Here is a 17,389-nt window from a genome sequence, read left to right on the forward strand (position 1 = left end):
TCATCCCTTCAGTCGTCCGGCGCGGCCGAGGAGCCGGTCCGCGGCCACCAGGAGCGCCTCCACGAGGAGGGCCAGCAGGGCCACGAGCACGGCGCCGGCGACCACCTGCGGTGTGTCGTACGTGTGGAATCCGGCGGTGATGATGCGGCCGAGGCCGCCCTGGCCGACCATGGCGGCGATCGTCGCCGTGGCGACCACCTGCACAGCCGCCGAGCGCAGACCCGCCATCAGCATCGACCGGGCGAGGGGGAGTTCCACCCCGCGGAAGAGCTGGCCGCCGGACATGCCCATGCCCCGGGCGGCCTCCACGACGGCGCGGTCCACCTCCCGCACGCCCACGTAGGCGTGGGTGAGCAGCGGGGGTATCGCGAACAGCACGAGGGCGGTGACGGTCGGCACGTAACCGGCGTTGCGCAGCGGCGAGACCATGAACAGGGCGAGGACGGCGAAGACGGGGATCGCCCGGCCCGCGTTGGAGACGTTGACGGCGACGGCGCCGCCCCGGCCCAGGTGCCCCAGCCACAGGCCGAGCGGCAGGGCGAGGGCGCAGGCCAGGAGCAGGGCGGTCCCGCTCACGTACAGGTGCTCGGCGAGCCGGTGCGCGATGCCGCTCTCGCCCGACCAGTGGGCACCGGTGGTCAGCCAGCTCCAAGTGTCCGCGACGACCGTCATCCCCGCCGCCTCCCGTCGCCCGCCCGCCGGGCCGGCGTCCGCGTCCAGGGCGTGAGGAGCCGCTGGAGGCCGAGGAGCAGCAGGTCGGCGATGACGGCGAGCAGCACGCACAGCACGGAGGCGGCGAGCACCTGGGCCTTGAAGAAGGTGGGCAGCGCGTCCTCGATGAGGTTGCCGAGACCGCCGCGGCCGACGAGGGAGCCGACCGTGGTGAGCGCGATCGTGGACACGGTCGCGATCCGTACGCCGGCCATCAGGGCGGGCAGCGCGAGCGGCAGCTCGACCTCCCACAGCAGCCGGCCCGCCCCGTATCCCATGCCCCGGGCGGCCTCGCGGGTCTCCGCGGGCACGGCCGCGAGCCCGGCGAGGACGCCCCGCACCAGGATGGTCAGCGAATACAGCACGAGCCCGGTCACCACGAGCGCCGACGACAGGCCGAGGAAGGGCAGGAGCAGCGAGAACATCGCGAGCGACGGGATCGTGTAGAGCAGGGTGGTGAGCCCGAGGACGGGGCCGGCGAGCCGTGGTCTGGCCCGCACGAGCAGGGCGAGGGGGAAGGAGACGGCGAGGCCGAGCAGCACCGACGTCACGGTGATGCCGACGTGTTGGAGGGTGGCGTCGGTCAACTCCTGGGAGCGCGTGCGCAGATACTCGCCGCAGATCCAGTCGTTCGTCACCAGGCAGTTCGCCGCGGCCATGCGCACCCCCTTCCCCCCACGCGTCCGTCGAACATCCGTCTGACGACCCTAGCCCCCGCCACCGACAATCGGCCGACGATCACCACGAAGCGCCACGATGTGGCAATACTTCCTTCACACATACCCGGTCGCGACGGGCCAGAATGGGGAACCATGATCCGGTTCGAGCACGTGACCAAGCGGTACGAGGACGGCACGACCGCCGTCGACGACCTCTCCTTCGAGGTCGCCGAAGGCGAACTGGTCACCCTCGTCGGCCCGTCCGGCTGCGGCAAGACGACCACCATGAAGATGGTGAACCGGCTCGTCGAACCCACCGAGGGCCGGATCCTGCTCGGCGGCGAGGACGTCTCCGCCGTCGACCCCGTCCGACTGCGCCGCACCATCGGCTACGTCATCCAGCAGGTCGGCCTCTTCCCGCACCGCACCGTCCTCGACAACACGGCCACCGTCCCGGCCCTGCTCGGCTGGAAGAAGGCCAGGGCCCGCGCACGCGCCGCCGAACTCCTCGACCTCGTCGGCCTCGACCCCACCACCTACGGCCACCGCTACCCCGAGCAGCTCTCCGGCGGCCAGCGCCAGCGCGTCGGCGTGGCCCGCGCCCTCGCCGCCGATCCGCCGGTCCTCCTCATGGACGAGCCCTTCGGCGCCGTCGACCCGGTCGTCCGCGAACGCCTCCAGACGGAGTTCCTGCACCTCCAGGCCACCGTCCGCAAGACGGTGCTGCTCGTCACCCACGACCTGGAGGAGGCGGTCCGGCTCGGCGACCGGATCGCCGTCTACGGGCAGGGCCGCATCGAGCAGTTCGACACCCCCGCCACCGTCCTCGGCGCCCCCGCCACCCCGTACGTCGCCGACTTCGTCGGAGCCGACCGCGGCCTCAAGCGGCTCGCCGTCACCCCCGTCACCGAGGCCGACCTCGAACCGGCCGACGGCCCCACCGGCGCCACGGGCCCCGCCGGGCCGACCGGCGCCACCGACCCCGCCGGGCCGACCGGCGCCACGGGCCAGGACCTCGTTCCCCTCCCCCTCGGCGCCTCCCTCAAGGACGCCCTCGCCGTCCTCCTCCAGCACGACGCCGGCCGGCTCGCCGTGCACGCCCCCGGCGACCCCGCGCGCGTCCTCGGCACCCTCACGACCGAGGGCGTCCACCGCGCCCTGCGCCGTACGACACCCCCGGAGACACCCCTCAGCTCGCGCTGAGCCGCCCGCTCATCCACACCAGACCCGGCGGGATCTCCCGGTTCCAGGTGTTGAAGTTGTGGCCACCGCTGTCCAGCGTGATGGACGAGACCCGCGCCGGCGCCTTCACCTTCTTGATGAACTCCCGCGTCCCCTTGAGGTTCCCCTCACCCTGCTTCGACGTCGTCACCAGGAACGACGAGTTCCCCTGCGGCAGGTGGTCCAGGCTCCACAGCAGGTTCGCCCGCTTGCGCGCCTTGTCGTCGCCGTGGAACAGATCACCGGTCGTCACGTCCTCGGCCGCCTTGTAGTACGCGGAGAAGCCCGCGCCCGCCGCGAACCGGTCCGGGTGGTGCAGCGCGATCTTCAGCGCGCAGTAGCCGCCGGTCGAGTTCCCCATGAAGCCCCAGTTCCGCGGCTTCGTGCCCACCCGGTAGGTCTCCGAGATCGCCTTCGGCAGATCCTCGGCGAAGAACGTCTCCGTCTGCGGCCCGCCCGGGATGTTCACGCACTCCGTGTCCCGCGGCGGCGCGACCGTCGGCCGCAGCATCACCAGGATCATCGGCTGCATCTTCTTGTCCTTGGCCTGCTGGAAGGCCGTCTTCGGGTACTTCAGGCCCTTCAGCAGGTTCTCCGCCGTGCCCGGGTAGCCGGTCAGCACCACGGAGGCCGGAAAGGTGGACTTCGCGTACCGGCCCTGGAAGTACTCCGGCGGCAGGTACACATACGCCGGCGAGTCGATTCTCGACTTCTCACCGGCTATGACGACCTTCTGGATCTGCCCGCCGACCGACGGACGCCCGCCGCCCGGCACGTCCAGCGCCTGCGTGCCGACGACCTTCACGTCCTTCGAACCGGCCGAGTGGTCCACCACCACGCCCATGTCCTGCTCCTGACCGAACAGGTCCGCCCAGGAGCCGTAGAAGAGGAACGAATTGTTCGCCGCCAGACCGACCGAGGCGAACAGGGCGAGCTGCGTGGCCAGCAGCAGCCCGATCCGCCCCAGGACGGACTTCCAGCCACCACGCGCGAGCCTCGGCCACAGCCAGATCGTGGCGACGAAGAACACCACGGCCAGCGCGACCGCCAGAGCGAGGACCTTGTTGCTGGTGAGACCCATGAGACGTCCGAGCCTTCTTCCTGATCTTTCCCTGAAAATTTCCCTGACGGCGAGTGAACCCGCCCCATCGTCGCTCCGTCCTAGAGGGCGCACACCTCCGGTACGCCCGCCCGACCAGCGTGGCCCACCGGATCAACGATCTCTTGCGGAGTCACGGGAAGCACGGGAAACGATGTCTGTCACGGTAGATGGGGACAAATCAGGATCGGTTCCGGATCGCGTACGCCGGATTCTGCGCGGACCACGCCCCGAGAAGGTCCCCGCGCTCGTCGGAACGGCCTGCACGCTCATCGGCCTGATCGACATCGCCGCCGGCGTCTTCCCGCGCTTCCGCACCAGCCGCATGCACGCCCTCGCCGAAGTCCTCCCCGGCACCCTCGGACCGCTCTCCGCGGCCCTCTCCCTCAGCGCCGGCGTCCTGCTGCTGCTCCTCGCCCACGGCCTCAAGCGCAACAAGCGCCGCGCCTGGCGCGCCGCCGTCGTCCTCCTCCCGATCGGCGCCGTCGCCCAGTTCGTCTGGCGCCACTCCCTCGCCGGCGCCCTGCTCTCCCTCGCCCTGCTGGCCCTCCTCGTCCGCCACCGCGACGAGTTCGCCGCCCTGCCCGACCCCCGCAGCCGCTGGCGCGCACTCGCCAACTTCGTCGTCATGGGCGCCGGATCCATCGCCCTCGGCCTCGTCATCGTCAGCGCCCACCCCCGCCGCGTCATCGGCAGCCCCAGCCTCACCGACCGCCTCGAACACGTCCTCTACGGCCTCTTCGGCTTCGAAGGCCCCGTCGCCTACACCGGCGGCGTCGACTGGACCGTCGGATACTCCCTCGGCGCCCTCGGCATGCTGACCGCCCTCACCACCATCTACCTCGCCTTCCGCCCCGAGCACCCCGCCGCCCGGCTCACCGAGGACGACGAGACCAAGCTGCGCGCCCTCCTCGACAAGCACGGCGCCCGCGACTCCCTCGGCCACTTCGCCCTCCGCCGCGACAAGGGCGTCGTCTTCTCCCCCAGCGGCAAGGCCGCCGTCTGCTACCGCGTCGTCTCCGGCGTCATGCTCGCCAGCGGCGACCCCATCGGCGACGTCGAGGCATGGCCCGGCGCCATCGAACGCTTCATGGACGAGGCCAAGGCCCACTCCTGGACCCCCGCCGTCATGGGCTGCTCCGAGACCGGCGGCCACGTCTGGACCCGCGAGACCGGACTCGACGCCCTCGAACTCGGCGACGAGGCCATCGTCGACGTCGCCGACTTCTCCCTCACCGGCCGCGCCATGCGCAACGTACGCCAGATGGTCAAGCGCATCGAACGCAACGGCTACACCACCAAGGTCCGCCGCGTCGCCGACCTCAGCGACGGCGAACTCGAGCGCATCCGCCGCGCCGCCGACGACTGGCGCGGCACCGACACCGAACGCGGCTTCTCCATGGCCCTCGGCCGCATCGGCGACCCCGGCGACGGCGAGGCGGTCATAGCGACCGCCCACAAAGAGGACGACCCCGACACCCCCGGCGCCGACTCCCCCTACGGCGACCTGAAGGCGATCATCCACTTCGTCCCCTGGGGCCCCGACGGCATGTCCCTGGAACTCATGCGCCGCGACCGCGCCGCCGACCCCGGCATGAACGAGCTCCTCATCGTCGCCGCCCTCCAGAACGCCCCCCGCCTCGGCATCAAGCACGTCTCCCTCAACTTCGCCATGTTCCGTGCCGCCCTCGCGCGCGGCGAGAAGATCGGCGCCGGACCCGTCCTGCGCCTGTGGCGCGGACTCCTCGTCTTCCTCTCCCGCTGGTTCCAGATCGAGTCCCTCTACAAGTTCAACGCCAAATTCCAGCCCCGCTGGGAACCCCGCTTCGTCGTCTACCGCAAAAGCCGCGACCTCCCCCGCATCGGCTTCGCCGCCATGCAGGCCGAAGGATTCGTGAACCTCTCCCTGCCCCGCCCCCTCGCCCGCCTCACCCGGCGCACCCGCACCACCGCACCCCGCCCCTGCGCCCACATCGTCCCCTCCCAGGCCGAGCACGAGGTCCGCGCGGCCTGAGCTCCCCCCGGGCCTCAGGGGGTGTCTCGCCGATCATGCCGGATCAGGGAGCGGCGTCTGGTGCCGTGGATCGCAAGGCGGAGGAGGGAGTCCATGCGGAGCATCGGCGACCGACGACAACGCGGCGAGGCGCGGTGCGCATGGGGGCACCTCCCAGGCGAAGCTCTGGGGGAGTCGCGAGCCCGGCATGATCGGCGAGACACCCCCTACGCTGGACGCATGAGTACGACGAACGACCGCGGCACCGCACTCGGCCTGCCGGAGTGGGACCGCTGCGCGGTCATGGGCGTGGTCAACGTGACCCCCGACTCCTTCTCCGACGGCGGCCGCTGGTTCGACACCACGGCCGCCGTCAAGCACGGCCTCGACCTCGTCGCCGAAGGCGCCGACCTCGTCGACGTCGGCGGTGAATCCACCCGCCCCGGCGCCAGCCGCGTCGACGAGGACGAAGAACTCCGCCGCGTCATCCCCGTCGTCCGCGGCCTCGCCGCCGAAGGCGTCACCGTCTCCGTCGACACCATGCGCGCCACCGTCGCCGCCCGCGCCGTCGAAGCCGGCGCCGCACTCGTCAACGACGTCAGCGGCGGCCTCGCCGACCCCGCCATGGTCCCCGCCGTCGCCGCCGCCGAAGTCCCCTTCGTCGTCATGCACTGGCGCGGCTTCAGCAAGGACATGAACAGCCTCGCCGTCTACGACGACGTCGTCACCGAAGTCCTCACCGAACTCCGCACCCGCATGGAAGCCGTCATCGACGGCGGCATCGCCCCCGAACGCATCGTCGTCGACCCCGGCCTCGGCTTCGCCAAACTCGCCCCCCACGACCTCGCCCTCGTCGCCCACCTCCCGGCGCTCCGCGCCCTCGGCCGCCCCCTCCTCGTCGCCGCCTCCCGCAAACGCTTCCTCGGCCACGTCCTCGCCCACGACGGCGCCGCCCCGCCCCCCGCCCGCGAACGCGACGCCGCCACCGCCGCCGTCTCCGCCATCGCCGCCCACGAAGGCGCCTGGGCCGTCCGCGTCCACGAGGTCCGCGCCACCGCCGACGCCGTACGAGTCGCCAGAGCCGTCGAAGGAGCCAGGTGACCCACCCCGCCGCCCACCAGGCCGACCGCACCGCCGTCGAAGCCGCCAACACCGCCTACTACGAGGCGATGGAACAGGGAGACTTCGACACCGTCACCGACCTCTGGCTCGACGAGGACGCCACCCCCATCACCTGCGTCCACCCCGGCTGGCCCGTCCTCACCGGCCGCGGCGAGGTGCTCCGCTCGTACGCCCTGATCATGGCGAACACCGACTACATCCAGTTCTTCCTCACCGACGTCGAGATCTCCCTCGCCGGCGACGTGGCGGTCGTCACCTGCACCGAGAACATCCTCAGCGGCGGCCCCGCCGAGGACGGCGCCGCACTCGGCCCCCTCGTCGGCGAGCTCGTCGTCGCCACCAACGTCTTCCGCCGCACGCCGGACGGCTGGCGCATCTGGTCCCACCACGCCTCCCCCGTCCTCCCCGAGAACGACCCCGACGACGCGCCCGACACCGACGACTGAACCCCCCCGCCCCGGCGCCCGACCAGAGGCGCCGACCCGGCTGTCGGTGCCCGCAGGTAGATTCGATGGTGGACACCCGGCCGTCCGCACCCGGCTGCGTGGCCAACCGAACTACGACAGCAGGAGTGATTCGCGTGGATCGTGTCGCGCTGCGCGGCCTCAAGGCCCGAGGACACCACGGCGTCTTCCCCAAGGAACGCGAGGAGGGCCAGACCTTCATCGTCGACCTCACCCTCGGCCTGGACACCCGCGCCGCGGCCGCCGACGACGACCTGACGAAGACCGTCCACTACGGCGTCGTCGCCGAGGAAGTCGTCGACGTCGTCCAGGGCGAACCGGTCGACCTCATCGAGACGCTCGCCGAGCGCATCGCCCAGCAGTGCCTCAAGCACGCCGGCGTCCAGGAGGTCGAGGTCGTCGTCCACAAGCCGGACGCCCCCATCACCGTCCCCTTCGACGACGTCACCGTCACCATCACCCGGAGCCGCGCATGAAGCCCCAGCACAGCGACCCCACCGTGCAGCCCGTACCGGCCGCGGTGACCGCCGCCGTCGACGCGGCCGACGTCACCCTCTCCAACCCCAAATGGGCCGTCCTCGCCCTCGGCGCCAACCTCGGCAACCGCCTGGAGACCCTCCAGGGCGCCGTCGACGCCCTCGAAGACACCCCCGGCCTGCGCGTCAAGGCCGTCTCCCCCGTCTACGAGACCGAGCCCTGGGGCGTCGACCCCGACACCCAGCCCTCGTACCTCAACGCCGTCGTCCTCGTGAAGACCACCCTTCCCCCGGCCTCCCTGCTGGAGCGGGCCCACGCCGTCGAGGAGGCGTTCCACCGCGTCCGCGAAGAGCGCTGGGGCGCCCGCACCATAGACGTCGACATCATCACCTACGCCGAGGTCGTCTCCGACGACCCCGTCCTCACCCTCCCCCACCCCCGCGCCCACCAGCGCGCCTTCGTCCTCGCCCCCTGGCACGACGTCGACCCCGAAGCCCAGCTCCCCGGCCACGGCACCGTCACCGACCTCCTCGCCGGCCTCGGCCACGAAGGCGTCGCGCCGCGCACCGACCTGGAACTCCGACTCCCCGAGTAGTCGTTACGCTCCTCAGAGAGAACACGGACAGGCGCTCGGACCACACGAAGGACACCCGGTGAAACAACTGCGGCTCAAGGTGCTCGCCGGACTGTTCCTCGCGGCCGGCATCCTCTCCTGGGGCGGCGCCCGGCTCTGGGACTCGATCGGCACGCTGCCCAGCGTGCCGCTCGCCGCCCCCATCGTGCTCGCCGCCATCGCCGCCGTCCTCACCGCCACGGCCCTCTCCCTGCGCACCCGCCTCAAGGCCCAGCGCGAGCGCCGCCCCGACGCCAAGGGCGTCGAACCCCTGATGGCGGCCCGCGCGGTCGTCTTCGGCCAGGCGAGCGCCCTGGTCGCCGCCCTGGTCGCCGGCATGTACGGCGGCACGGGCGTCTTCCTCCTCGGCTCCCTCGACGTCCCGGCCCGCCGCGACCAGGCCCTCTACGCCGCCTTCGCGGTCCTCGCCGCCTTCGCCGTCATCGCCGCCGCCCTCTTCCTGGAACACGTCTGCAAGCTCCCGGAGGACGGCGACGACAACGACAGCGGCCGCGCCCCGGCGGCCTAGCCCGCCCGTGGCTACCAGGGCTCCCGCACCAGGTGCCCGTTCACCAGGAACGTCGGGTGCGGGGCGAGCTTGTAGCTGTAGAACGTGAAGGGCTTCGCCCCGAGAGCGGGACGGGGGCGGACCTCTCGGACCTGGACCCAGGAGGACTCGGGCGGGAGGAGGGAGTGGTGCTCGGGGATGAAGGTGCCACGGCTCTGCCAGCGGTCGGACACGACAAGCTGGGAGGCCCCGCCGCGCTTGGCCGGCGTGAACCGTGCTCCGATGATCGGAGCGATCTCCGCCAGGAACGGGACATTGGCGCTGACGATCATCCGCGCTGGCCATCGCTTGATGCGGCAGCCGTCGCCGTCGATGTATCCGTCGAGAAACCCACTGAACGTATCGATGTCACGCAGCACCACTCGCGGAAAGCGCTGCCGCATGTGGTGAGCGTCCCCGCCTACGTAGTGCCTCAGCGCGTCCGAGAGGTACGAGGAGACCACCCGGACCCGGAAGCCCGCCAGGTCTCGCTTCAAGTACCCAGACGGCCGACTGACCGCCTCCAGCCTCGCAGGGAGCCCCGTGCAGGCCGTCAGGGCGGTCGCGTAGCGGGCCGCGAAGTCCTGCTCGTTCACGACCAGCGATACGTAGTTCTTGCCGACCGTCCCGTCGGCGCAGGTAGCCCCCACGAAGTAGCCGAACTCGTATCCCGGCCGGATCATGAACCGCTCCCGGCGCAGCTTCCGAGCCGGCGTCCAGGCGACCGTCGTCCCCGCCGCGTCCTTCGCATGCGTCCAACCGCCCGGCGTCGCCAGCAACAGATCCCGGCTGGCGGTGAAGGTCATGTGGTCCGTGACCACGTCGACGGCGTCGCGGCCCTTCACCGCCGTCACCCCGACAACCGTGGTCTCCGCCGTCCGGTCGCCGTCCAGCGTCCACACGGCGCTGCCGGGCGCCACGTTCTTAGCCTGGACGCAGCCGTCCACCAGGTTCACCAGCATCTTGCTGGGAAGCCCGTACCCCATACCGATCCCCCTTGATCAGCGATCAACTCGACTGATCGGGGACGGTATGGAGCAAGGCGGACAGCCCGCTACTAACGGGCCAATATCAGGGACATAGCCTCAGCTCGTGTAGTAGCGTCACGAAGTTGGCCACGCACCGCCGAGGTCGTCGTCTTCGCACCCGGCTTCCGGATGCCGCGCAGCGACATGCACATGTGCTCGGCCTCGATCACGACGATCGCGCCCCGCGCCTCCAGGATTTTCATCAGCGAATCGGCGATCTGGGTCGTCAGCCGCTCCTGCACCTGCGGCCGACGCGCGAAGACATCGACAAGCCGGGCGAGCTTCGACAGCCCCGTGATCTTCCCAGTCTCCGCAGGGATGTAGCCCACGTGAGCCACCCCGTGGAACGGGAGCAAATGATGTTCGCAGAAGCTAACGAGTTCGATGTCCTTTACGAGGACCATTTCATCATGGCCGAGGTCAAAAGTGGTGGTCAGGACATCCTCAGGTGCCTGACGCATACCCGACAAGAGTTCTCTGTATGCACGCGCAACGCGCGCGGGCGTCTCCTTGAGCCCCTCGCGGTCGGGGTCCTCGCCGACCGCGATCAGCAGCTCCCGTACGGCGTTCTCGGCGCGCTTCTCGTCGAACTCGCCGATCGTGCCCTCGCCGTCCAGCGTCACCGGGTCGGTCATCTGTGCCTCGTTCCGTCTGTCTGACATGACGCGAAAAAACCGCGCCCCCACAGGCTAGAACCTGCGGGGGCGCGGCTCGCATTCCGGGCCCGTCGCCGGGCCTGGGGAGCCTCAGGGCTCCGGGGTGTCCTCGGGGGCTACCTCGATGGCCTTGGTGGTGTCCACCGAGGGGGTCGTCGAGGAGGAGCCGTTGGCACTGTTGGTCAGGGCCAGCTCCTTCGGGGAGAGGACGGGCGGGCGGGTGGAGGGGGTCCGGCGGGAGGAGCCGGTCCAGGCCGGGCGGGCCGGGCGCTTGACGATGGGGGCGAAGATCTCGGCGATCTCCTCCTTGCCCAGCGTCTCCTTCTCCAGCAGGGCGAGGACGAGGTTGTCGAGGACGTCGCGGTTCTCGACGAGGATCTCCCATGCCTCGTTGTGCGCGGCCTCGATGAGCTTCTTGACCTCTTCGTCGACCAGCGCGGCGACCTCTTCGGAGTAGTCGCGCTGGTGCGCCATCTCGCGGCCGAGGAAGGGCTCGGTGTTGTCGCCGCCGAACTTGATGGCGCCGAGCCGCTCGGTCATGCCGTACTGGGTGACCATCGCGCGGGCCGTGGCGGTGGCCTTCTCGATGTCGTTGGCGGCGCCGGTGGTCGGGTCGTGGAAGACCAGTTCCTCGGCGGCGCGTCCGCCCAGCATGTAGGCCAACTGGTCGAGCATCTCGTTGCGGGTCGTGGAGTACTTGTCCTCGTCGGGGAGGACCATGGTGTAGCCCAGGGCCCGGCCGCGGGACAGGATGGTGATCTTGTGGACCGGGTCGGAGTTCGGCGAGGCCGCCGCGACCAGGGCGTGGCCGCCCTCGTGGTACGCGGTGATCTTCTTTTCCTTGTCCGACATGATCCGGGTCCGCTTCTGCGGGCCGGCGACGACGCGGTCGATCGCCTCGTCGAGCGCCTTGTTGTCGATCAGCTTCTTGTCCGAGCGGGCGGTGAGCAGCGCCGCCTCGTTGAGGACGTTGGAGAGATCGGCACCCGTGAAGCCGGGGGTGCGGCGGGCGACGGCGCCGAGGTCGACGTCCGGTGCGACCGGCTTGCCCTTCTGGTGGACCTTGAGGATCTCCAGGCGGCCCTGCATGTCGGGGCGGTCGACGGCGATCTGCCGGTCGAAGCGGCCGGGGCGCAGGAGGGCGGGGTCGAGGATGTCGGGCCGGTTGGTGGCGGCGATGAGGATGACGCCGCCCTTCACGTCGAAGCCGTCCATCTCGACGAGGAGCTGGTTGAGGGTCTGCTCGCGCTCGTCGTGGCCGCCGCCGAGGCCGGCGCCGCGGTGGCGGCCGACCGCGTCGATCTCGTCGACGAAGACGATGGCGGGGGCGTTGGCCTTGGCCTGCTCGAAGAGGTCGCGGACGCGGGAGGCGCCGACGCCGACGAACATCTCGACGAAGTCGGAGCCGGAGATCGAGTAGAACGGCACTCCGGCCTCGCCGGCGACGGCGCGGGCGAGGAGGGTCTTGCCGGTTCCGGGCGGGCCGTAGAGCAGCACGCCCTTGGGGATCTTGGCGCCGACGGCCTGGAACTTGGCCGGCTCCTGGAGGAATTCCTTGATCTCGTGGAGTTCCTCGACGGCCTCGTCGGAGCCCGCGACGTCCGCGAAGGTCGTCTTGGGGGTGTCCTTGGTGATGAGCTTGGCCTTGGACTTCCCGAAGTTCATGACGCGGGAGCCGCCGCCCTGCATCTGGTTCATCAGGAAGAGGAAGACGACCACGATGAGGACGAAGGGCAGCAGGGAGAACAGGACGGAGAGGAAGGGGGACTGCTTCTCGGGGGAGACGGTGTAGCCGCCCTCGATCTGCCCTGCCTCGAACTTCTCCTGGAGCTTGTCGGCCAGGTCGGCGCCCTGGGTGCCGATGTAGCTGGCCTGGACCTTGCTGCTCTTGTCGATCTTCTGGCCGTCGATGAGCTCGATCTTGACGACCTGCTCGTCACCGGTGGTGAGCTTTGCGGATTTGACCTGGTTCTTGTCGATCGCCTGGACGACCTTGCCGGTGTCCACCGTCTTGTAGCCCTCGGACGAGCCGACGACCTGCATCAGCACGACCACGGCGAGGACGGCCAGCACGATCCACATGACCGGCCCGCGGAAGTATCGCTTCACGTCCATCCATACGGGGCGCGCTCGGCGCCCCGTCCCTCCTGCCCGTAGGTGAATGCTGCTGTGTGAGAAAAGAACTGTTCTTCGGACGGTACCCCAGCATTGTCGCCCGGGACCGTCTTCCCTTGGTTCAACGGTGGGAAGACGGTTCGGGTTCCCTTGGGTCAGCCGCCGTAGACGTGGGGGGCGAGGGTACCGACGAAGGGGAGATTGCGGTACTTCTCGGCGTAGTCGAGGCCGTAGCCGACGACGAACTCGTTGGGGATGTCGAAGCCGATCCACTTGACGTCGATGGCGACCTTGGCGGCGTCCGGCTTGCGCAGGAGGGTGCAGACCTCGAGGGAGGCCGGCTCGCGGGAGCCGAGGTTGGACAGGAGCCAGGAGAGGGTCAGGCCCGAGTCGATGATGTCCTCGACGATCAGGACGTGCTTGCCCTTGATGTCGGTGTCGAGGTCCTTGAGGATGCGGACCACGCCGGAGGACTGGGTGCCGGCGCCGTAGGAGGAGACGGCCATCCAGTCCATGGTGACGGGGGTGGACAGCGCGCGCGCCAGGTCCGCCATCACCATCACGGCTCCCTTGAGGACGCCGACGATGAGCAGGTCCTTGCCCGCGTACTCCGCGTCGATCTTCGCGGCCAGTTCGGCCAGCTTCGCGTCGATCTCTTCCTTGGTGATGAGCACCGACTTGAGGTCGGTGCCCATGTCCTTCTCGTTCACCCGGGTCACTTTCGTTGCAGCCTTGCGTCAGCCTTGCCGAATGACCAGTCTGCCACCCTGGCGGCGCGCTTCGACGCGGCCGGGCAGGTTGATGGCTCCTTGGCCGCGCCAGCCGGTGACGAGCCGGTCGAGTTCTTCGATGTGGCGGGCGAAGAGGGAGCCGGCGGGGGCGCCCTCGGCGATGACGGCGCGGCGCAGGACGCGGCGGCGTACGGCGGGGGGCAGGCCGAAGAGCTTGGCGCATTCGAGGCGGCCGGCTTCGTCGCGTACGGCGGCTTCGGCGTCGGCGGCCCAGGAGTCGAGGGCGTCGGCGTCGTCGCGGGAGAGCTGGGCCGTGCGGGCGAGGGCTTCGACGACGCCTTTGCCGAGGGCTTTCTCGAGGGCGGGGAGGCCCTCGTGGCGGAGCCGGGAGCGGGTGTAGGCGGGGTCGCTGTTGTGGGGGTCGTCCCAGACGGCGAGTTCCTGGGCGATGCATGCCTTGCGTACGGTCTGCCGGTCGAGCTCCAGGAAGGGGCGGCGGTAGCGGCGGGCGGTGCCGGATACGGCGGCCATGCCGGAGAGGGAGCGGATGCCGGAGCCGCGGGCGAGGCCGAGGAGGACGGTTTCGGCTTGGTCGTCGCGGGTGTGGCCGAGGAGGACGGCGGTGGCGCCGTGGCGTTCGGCGGCGGCGTCGAGGGCGGCGTAGCGGGCGTCGCGGGCGGCGGCTTCGGGGCCTCCGTCGCGTCCGACGGTGACGGCGATGGCTTCGACGGGGTCGAGGCCGAGGGCGGTCATGCGGTCGGCGACTTCGGCGGCGCGCTGGTCGGAGCCCTGCTGGAGGCCGTGGTCGACGGTGATGCCGCCGGCGCGGAGGTCGAGTTTGCGGGCTTCGAAGGCGAGCGCGGAGGCGAGGGCCATGGAGTCGGCGCCGCCGGAGCAGGCGACGAGGACGAGGGGCTGTGCGCCGGGTGTGCCGCTCGGGGTGGTGTCGGGGGTGGTGTTCCGGTGTTCGGTGAGGACGTCGTGGAGTACGCGGCGGACCGCCAGGCGTATCGCCGCGACCGCAGGATGGGGACCCATGTCCGGTGCCCTTCGTGGAGAGTGTGCAGTGCCTCGGTCGGAGTCTTAACGGTCGGAAGTGGGGGTTCGGTCACTCAGAGTGCGTCGATGGTGACAGAACCTGGCCGTTACCCGAGCATTGCACGCCTTACCCGCCGTCTACGGTCCCTCGGATGGGTGATGGGTGGGGTGTTCTTCGGTCATCCGACTCACCTGTCTCAGGAGTCTGCCTTACGGTGCACCCTCGCCACCCAGTCGGCCGGTTTGGCGATCTCGGACTTGGTGGGGAGCGTGTTGGGGGAGGTCCACACGCGGTTGAAGCCGTCCATGCCGACCTGGTCGACGACGGCGCGGACGAAGCGTTCGCCGTCGCGGTACTGGCGGAGTTTGGCGTCGAGGCCGAGGAGCTTGCGCAGGGCGAGGTCGAGGCGGGAGGCGCCGCGGGCGCGGCGCTGCTGGAACTTCTCGCGGATCTCGGCGACGGAGGGCACGACGTCGGGGCCGACGCCGTCCATGACGTAGTCGGCGTGGCCTTCGAGGAGGGACATGACGGCGGTGAGGCGGCCGAGGATCTCGCGCTGTTCGGGGGTCTGGACGATTTCGACGAGGGAGGGGGCGGGTTCGCCCTGTTCGCCTTCGGGGCGGCCGCCGACGAGGGCCTGGGCGGCTTCGCGGAGGCGTTCGACGACGGTGGAGGGGTCGACGTCGGTGGCGGCGAGGAATGACTGGATCTCGCCCTGGAGGTGGTCGCGGAGCCAGGGGACGCCGGTGAACTGGGTGCGGTGGGTCTCCTCGTGGAGGCAGACCCAGAGCCGGAAGTCGTGGGGGGAGACTTCGAGCTCGCGTTCGACGTGGACGATGTTGGGGGCGACGAGGAGGAGGCGTCCGCCGCCGTCGGTGCCGGCGGGCAGTTCGCGGGTGGCGGGGGCGAAGGTCTCGTACTGGCCGAGGATGCGGCTGGCGAGGAAGGACAGCAGCATGCCGAGCTCGACGCCGGTGACCTTGCCGCCGACGGCGCTGAGGACGGTGCCGCCGGGGGTGTTGGCGCGGCGTTCCCGCATCTTGTCGAGGAGCGGGGAGAGCAGTTCGCGGAAGCCGGCGACGTTGGCCTTGATCCAGCCGGCGCGGTCGACGACGAGGACGGGTGTGTCGTCGGGCTGGTGGCCGTCGGGGATCATCCGGGTGTAGGCGCGGACGTGTTCCTCGGCGGCTTTGGCGTGTTCGCGGAGTTCGGCGACGACCGCGCGGGCCTCTTCCCTGGTGACCTCGGGGCCCGGCCGCACCAGGCGGGTCGCCGTCGCGACGGCGAGATTCCAGTCGACCATCCCCGATGTGCCTGCACCACCGATGCTCGTCATGCGTCAACCGTACGTTCTCGGCGCCCGTTCGGTGAGGGTTCGTGCGGATGCCGGGCCGGGTGGGTCGGGGAGGGTGCCTGGGCCGGCGCCGGTCAGGGGTGTGCGGCGAGGGCGGCGGGGAGGCGGTCGAGGGCGGGTCGGGCGGTGTACGGGGAGCTGGTGCGGCCGGCGAGGAAGGCGAAGGCGAGGAGGCGGCCGTCGGGGGTGACGACGGTGCCGGCGAGGGTGTCGACGCCTTTGAGGGTGCCGGTCTTGGCGCGGACGGTGCCGGCGCCGGGGGCGGTGGCGGGGTCGTCGTAGCGGCCGGCGAGGGTGCCGCTGAAGCCGCCGACGGGCAGTCCGGTGAGGAGGGGCCGCAGGTGGGGGCGGGCGGGGTCGGCCGCGCGGGTGAGGATGCCGGTGAGGAGGGCGGCGGAGACGCGGTCGCGGCGGTCGAGGCCGCTGCCGTCGGCGAAGCGGCTGCCGGCGAGGGGGAGGCGGAGGCGGGCGAGCTCGTCGTGGACGGCCTTGGCGGCGCCGGCGAAGCCGGCGGGTTGCCGGTGGGCGAGGGCGGTCTGCCGGGCGAGGGCTTCGGCGAGGTCGTTGTCGCTGTGGGTGAGGGTGCGTTCGACGAGGTCGGCGAGGGGTGCGGAGTCGGTACGGGCGAGGGGCACGGCCCGGTCGCCCTGGGGGGCCTTGCCGGGGGTGGGGGCGCCCTGGACGGTGACGCCGGCCCGGTGGAGGAGGTCGGCGAAGGCGGTGGCGGTGTCGCGGGCCGGGTCGCCGCTGCGGGGGGCGGTTCCGCTGTGGCTGTCGTCGAGCCGGCCGGCGTTCGTCATGAGGGCGGTGACGGGGGCCAGGTTCTCGTTGGGGCCGATGGGGTGGAGGACGGGGCCCTGGTAGAGGCCGGTGTCGTAGGCGAGGCGTACGGAGGTGGCGCCGTGGGTCTTGAGGGCGCGGGCGGTGGCGTCGGCGAGGGCCGCGAGGCGGGTCGTGTCGAGGGTGGGGTCGCCGCCGCCGACGAGGGTGACGGTGCGCCGGTCGGGGCCGGTGGTCGTGGTGGTGGCGATGCGGTGGTCGGGGCCGAGGGCGGAGAGCGCGGCGGCCGCGGTGGCGATCTTGATGGTGGAGGCGGGGGTCATGGGGGTGCCGGCGCCTTCGCCGTAGAGCTGCCGGCCGGTGGTGGCGTCGACGACGGAGGCGGTGCGCAGGGGGCCGAGGCCGGGGTCGGCCAGGAGGGGGACGAGGGTGGCGGCGAGGTCGTCGCCCGGTCGGGTGGTCGTGCCGGTGGTCCCGGCGGCGCCGAGGGCGCGGAGCACTCCGGCGGCGCTGGGGGCGGGTGCGGGGCGGCGCGGGGCGGTGGTGCCGGGGGCGCCGGCGTGATGTGCGCCACCTGTCGTTGCGAGGGTGACCGCTCGGGCCCGCTCGGCCTTACGCTGACCCGTGTCCCACGGGCCGGCCGCGGCCACCGCTCCGGCGGCCAGGGCCAGACCGAGCACGGCGGAGCCCGCCGCGAGCTGCCAGGTTCTCGGCTCCGGCATGTGATGACCAGCCCCTTTCGCGATCAAGACCCTGCGTGAGGGACACTTAACCACCGCG

17 protein-coding genes are annotated in these 17,389 nt (G+C 71.2%); 7 read left to right on the top strand and 10 right to left on the bottom strand.

The annotated features are described in order from the left end of the window. Both ABZ135_RS26195 and ABZ135_RS26200 read right to left on the bottom strand, forming a co-directional pair. Entirely contained in the window at positions 1-672 is a 672-nt protein-coding gene (locus ABZ135_RS26195; RefSeq protein ID WP_356698715.1) for an ABC transporter permease, read from the bottom strand. Continuing rightward, entirely contained in the window at positions 669-1,370 is a 702-nt protein-coding gene (locus ABZ135_RS26200; RefSeq protein WP_356698716.1) for an ABC transporter permease, read from the bottom strand. The genes ABZ135_RS26195 and ABZ135_RS26200 overlap by 4 nt, the downstream gene beginning before the upstream one ends. 153 nt (positions 1,371-1,523) lie before the next feature. Here ABZ135_RS26200 and ABZ135_RS26205 point away from each other — a divergent pair, with 153 nt between their 5' ends. Continuing rightward, complete coding sequence (locus ABZ135_RS26205; protein ID WP_356698718.1) at positions 1,524-2,573, top strand: ATP-binding cassette domain-containing protein; 1,050 nt, start codon at positions 1,524-1,526, stop codon at positions 2,571-2,573. On the opposite strand, the gene ABZ135_RS26210 is transcribed toward ABZ135_RS26205, so the two are convergent. After that, the gene (locus ABZ135_RS26210; protein WP_356698720.1) at positions 2,560-3,672 is read right to left on the bottom strand and encodes an alpha/beta hydrolase-fold protein; all 1,113 of its coding nucleotides are present in this window, start codon (positions 3,670-3,672) and stop codon (positions 2,560-2,562) included. The genes ABZ135_RS26205 and ABZ135_RS26210 overlap by 14 nt on opposite strands. 172 nt (positions 3,673-3,844) lie before the next feature. Here ABZ135_RS26210 and ABZ135_RS26215 point away from each other — a divergent pair, with 172 nt between their 5' ends. The 6 genes from ABZ135_RS26215 to ABZ135_RS26240 all read left to right on the top strand — a co-directional run bounded on the left by ABZ135_RS26215 (position 3,845) and on the right by ABZ135_RS26240 (position 8,888). Continuing rightward, the gene (locus ABZ135_RS26215) at positions 3,845-5,704 is read left to right on the top strand and encodes a phosphatidylglycerol lysyltransferase domain-containing protein (RefSeq protein WP_356698722.1); all 1,860 of its coding nucleotides are present in this window, start codon (positions 3,845-3,847) and stop codon (positions 5,702-5,704) included. Between the two features lie 219 nt (positions 5,705-5,923). After that, positions 5,924-6,784, top strand: a complete 861-nt coding sequence (gene folP / locus ABZ135_RS26220; protein WP_356698724.1) for a dihydropteroate synthase — start codon at positions 5,924-5,926, stop codon at positions 6,782-6,784. Continuing rightward, positions 6,781-7,251, top strand: coding sequence for a nuclear transport factor 2 family protein (locus ABZ135_RS26225; RefSeq protein WP_356698726.1), 471 nt, complete (start codon positions 6,781-6,783; stop codon positions 7,249-7,251). The genes folP and ABZ135_RS26225 overlap by 4 nt, the downstream gene beginning before the upstream one ends. Positions 7,252-7,385: 134 nt before the next feature. After that, positions 7,386-7,745 carry a dihydroneopterin aldolase gene (gene folB / locus ABZ135_RS26230; protein WP_356698728.1) on the top strand — a complete coding sequence of 120 codons (360 nt, stop codon included), beginning with the start codon at positions 7,386-7,388 and terminating at the stop codon, positions 7,743-7,745. Continuing rightward, positions 7,742-8,341, top strand: coding sequence for a 2-amino-4-hydroxy-6-hydroxymethyldihydropteridine diphosphokinase (folK, locus tag ABZ135_RS26235; protein ID WP_356698730.1), 600 nt, complete (start codon positions 7,742-7,744; stop codon positions 8,339-8,341). Before folB ends, folK begins: the two co-directional genes overlap by 4 nt. Positions 8,342-8,399: 58 nt before the next feature. Then, the gene (locus ABZ135_RS26240; protein ID WP_356698732.1) at positions 8,400-8,888 is read left to right on the top strand and encodes a DUF3180 domain-containing protein; all 489 of its coding nucleotides are present in this window, start codon (positions 8,400-8,402) and stop codon (positions 8,886-8,888) included. An 11-nt stretch (positions 8,889-8,899) separates the two neighbouring features. On the opposite strand, the gene ABZ135_RS26245 is transcribed toward ABZ135_RS26240, so the two are convergent. From ABZ135_RS26245 to dacB, 7 genes are all read right to left on the bottom strand, one after another. Further along, a complete protein-coding gene (locus ABZ135_RS26245) occupies positions 8,900-9,892 on the bottom strand; it encodes a hypothetical protein (RefSeq protein WP_356698734.1) in 993 nt (330 codons plus the stop codon). 71 nt (positions 9,893-9,963) lie between these two features. Beyond that, complete coding sequence (folE, locus tag ABZ135_RS26250) at positions 9,964-10,569, bottom strand: GTP cyclohydrolase I FolE (protein WP_356698736.1); 606 nt, start codon at positions 10,567-10,569, stop codon at positions 9,964-9,966. A 111-nt stretch (positions 10,570-10,680) separates the two neighbouring features. Then, complete coding sequence (ftsH, locus tag ABZ135_RS26255) at positions 10,681-12,705, bottom strand: ATP-dependent zinc metalloprotease FtsH (protein ID WP_356698737.1); 2,025 nt, start codon at positions 12,703-12,705, stop codon at positions 10,681-10,683. A gap of 155 nt (positions 12,706-12,860) precedes the next feature. Next, complete coding sequence (gene hpt / locus ABZ135_RS26260) at positions 12,861-13,400, bottom strand: hypoxanthine phosphoribosyltransferase (RefSeq protein ID WP_132917781.1); 540 nt, start codon at positions 13,398-13,400, stop codon at positions 12,861-12,863. Between the two features lie 42 nt (positions 13,401-13,442). Continuing rightward, positions 13,443-14,474 (bottom strand): tRNA lysidine(34) synthetase TilS, encoded by a 1,032-nt coding sequence (gene tilS, locus ABZ135_RS26265; RefSeq protein ID WP_356698739.1) that lies wholly within the window; start codon positions 14,472-14,474, stop codon positions 13,443-13,445. 197 nt (positions 14,475-14,671) lie between these two features. Further along, positions 14,672-15,811, bottom strand: coding sequence for a zinc-dependent metalloprotease (locus ABZ135_RS26270; protein WP_356698740.1), 1,140 nt, complete (start codon positions 15,809-15,811; stop codon positions 14,672-14,674). A 92-nt stretch (positions 15,812-15,903) separates the two neighbouring features. Beyond that, positions 15,904-17,331, bottom strand: coding sequence for a D-alanyl-D-alanine carboxypeptidase/D-alanyl-D-alanine-endopeptidase (dacB, locus tag ABZ135_RS26275; RefSeq protein WP_356698742.1), 1,428 nt, complete (start codon positions 17,329-17,331; stop codon positions 15,904-15,906). Positions 17,332-17,389 lie beyond the last annotated feature (58 nt).

Origin of the sequence: Streptomyces sp. NPDC006339, from assembly GCF_040612775.1 — a bacterium.
Lineage (GTDB): Bacteria > Actinomycetota > Actinomycetes > Streptomycetales > Streptomycetaceae > Streptomyces.

Bases quoted from the DNA above. Each gene is read 5' to 3' on its own strand.
- ABZ135_RS26195 (WP_356698715.1), bottom strand. From the start codon at position 672: ATGACGGTCGTCGCGGACACTTGGAGCTGGCTGACCACCGGTGCCCAC.
- ABZ135_RS26200 (WP_356698716.1), bottom strand. From the start codon at position 1,370: ATGGCCGCGGCGAACTGCCTGGTGACGAACGACTGGATCTGCGGCGAG.
- ABZ135_RS26205 (WP_356698718.1), top strand. From the start codon at position 1,524: ATGATCCGGTTCGAGCACGTGACCAAGCGGTACGAGGACGGCACGACC.
- ABZ135_RS26210 (WP_356698720.1), bottom strand. From the start codon at position 3,672: ATGGGTCTCACCAGCAACAAGGTCCTCGCTCTGGCGGTCGCGCTGGCC.
- ABZ135_RS26215 (WP_356698722.1), top strand. From the start codon at position 3,845: ATGTCTGTCACGGTAGATGGGGACAAATCAGGATCGGTTCCGGATCGC.
- folP (WP_356698724.1), top strand. From the start codon at position 5,924: ATGAGTACGACGAACGACCGCGGCACCGCACTCGGCCTGCCGGAGTGG.
- folK (WP_356698730.1), top strand. From the start codon at position 7,742: ATGAAGCCCCAGCACAGCGACCCCACCGTGCAGCCCGTACCGGCCGCG.
- ABZ135_RS26245 (WP_356698734.1), bottom strand. From the start codon at position 9,892: ATGGGGTACGGGCTTCCCAGCAAGATGCTGGTGAACCTGGTGGACGGC.
- folE (WP_356698736.1), bottom strand. From the start codon at position 10,569: ATGACCGACCCGGTGACGCTGGACGGCGAGGGCACGATCGGCGAGTTC.
- ftsH (WP_356698737.1), bottom strand. From the start codon at position 12,705: ATGGACGTGAAGCGATACTTCCGCGGGCCGGTCATGTGGATCGTGCTG.
- hpt (WP_132917781.1), bottom strand. From the start codon at position 13,400: ATGGGCACCGACCTCAAGTCGGTGCTCATCACCAAGGAAGAGATCGAC.
- tilS (WP_356698739.1), bottom strand. From the start codon at position 14,474: ATGGGTCCCCATCCTGCGGTCGCGGCGATACGCCTGGCGGTCCGCCGC.
- ABZ135_RS26270 (WP_356698740.1), bottom strand. From the start codon at position 15,811: ATGACGAGCATCGGTGGTGCAGGCACATCGGGGATGGTCGACTGGAAT.
- dacB (WP_356698742.1), bottom strand. From the start codon at position 17,331: ATGCCGGAGCCGAGAACCTGGCAGCTCGCGGCGGGCTCCGCCGTGCTC.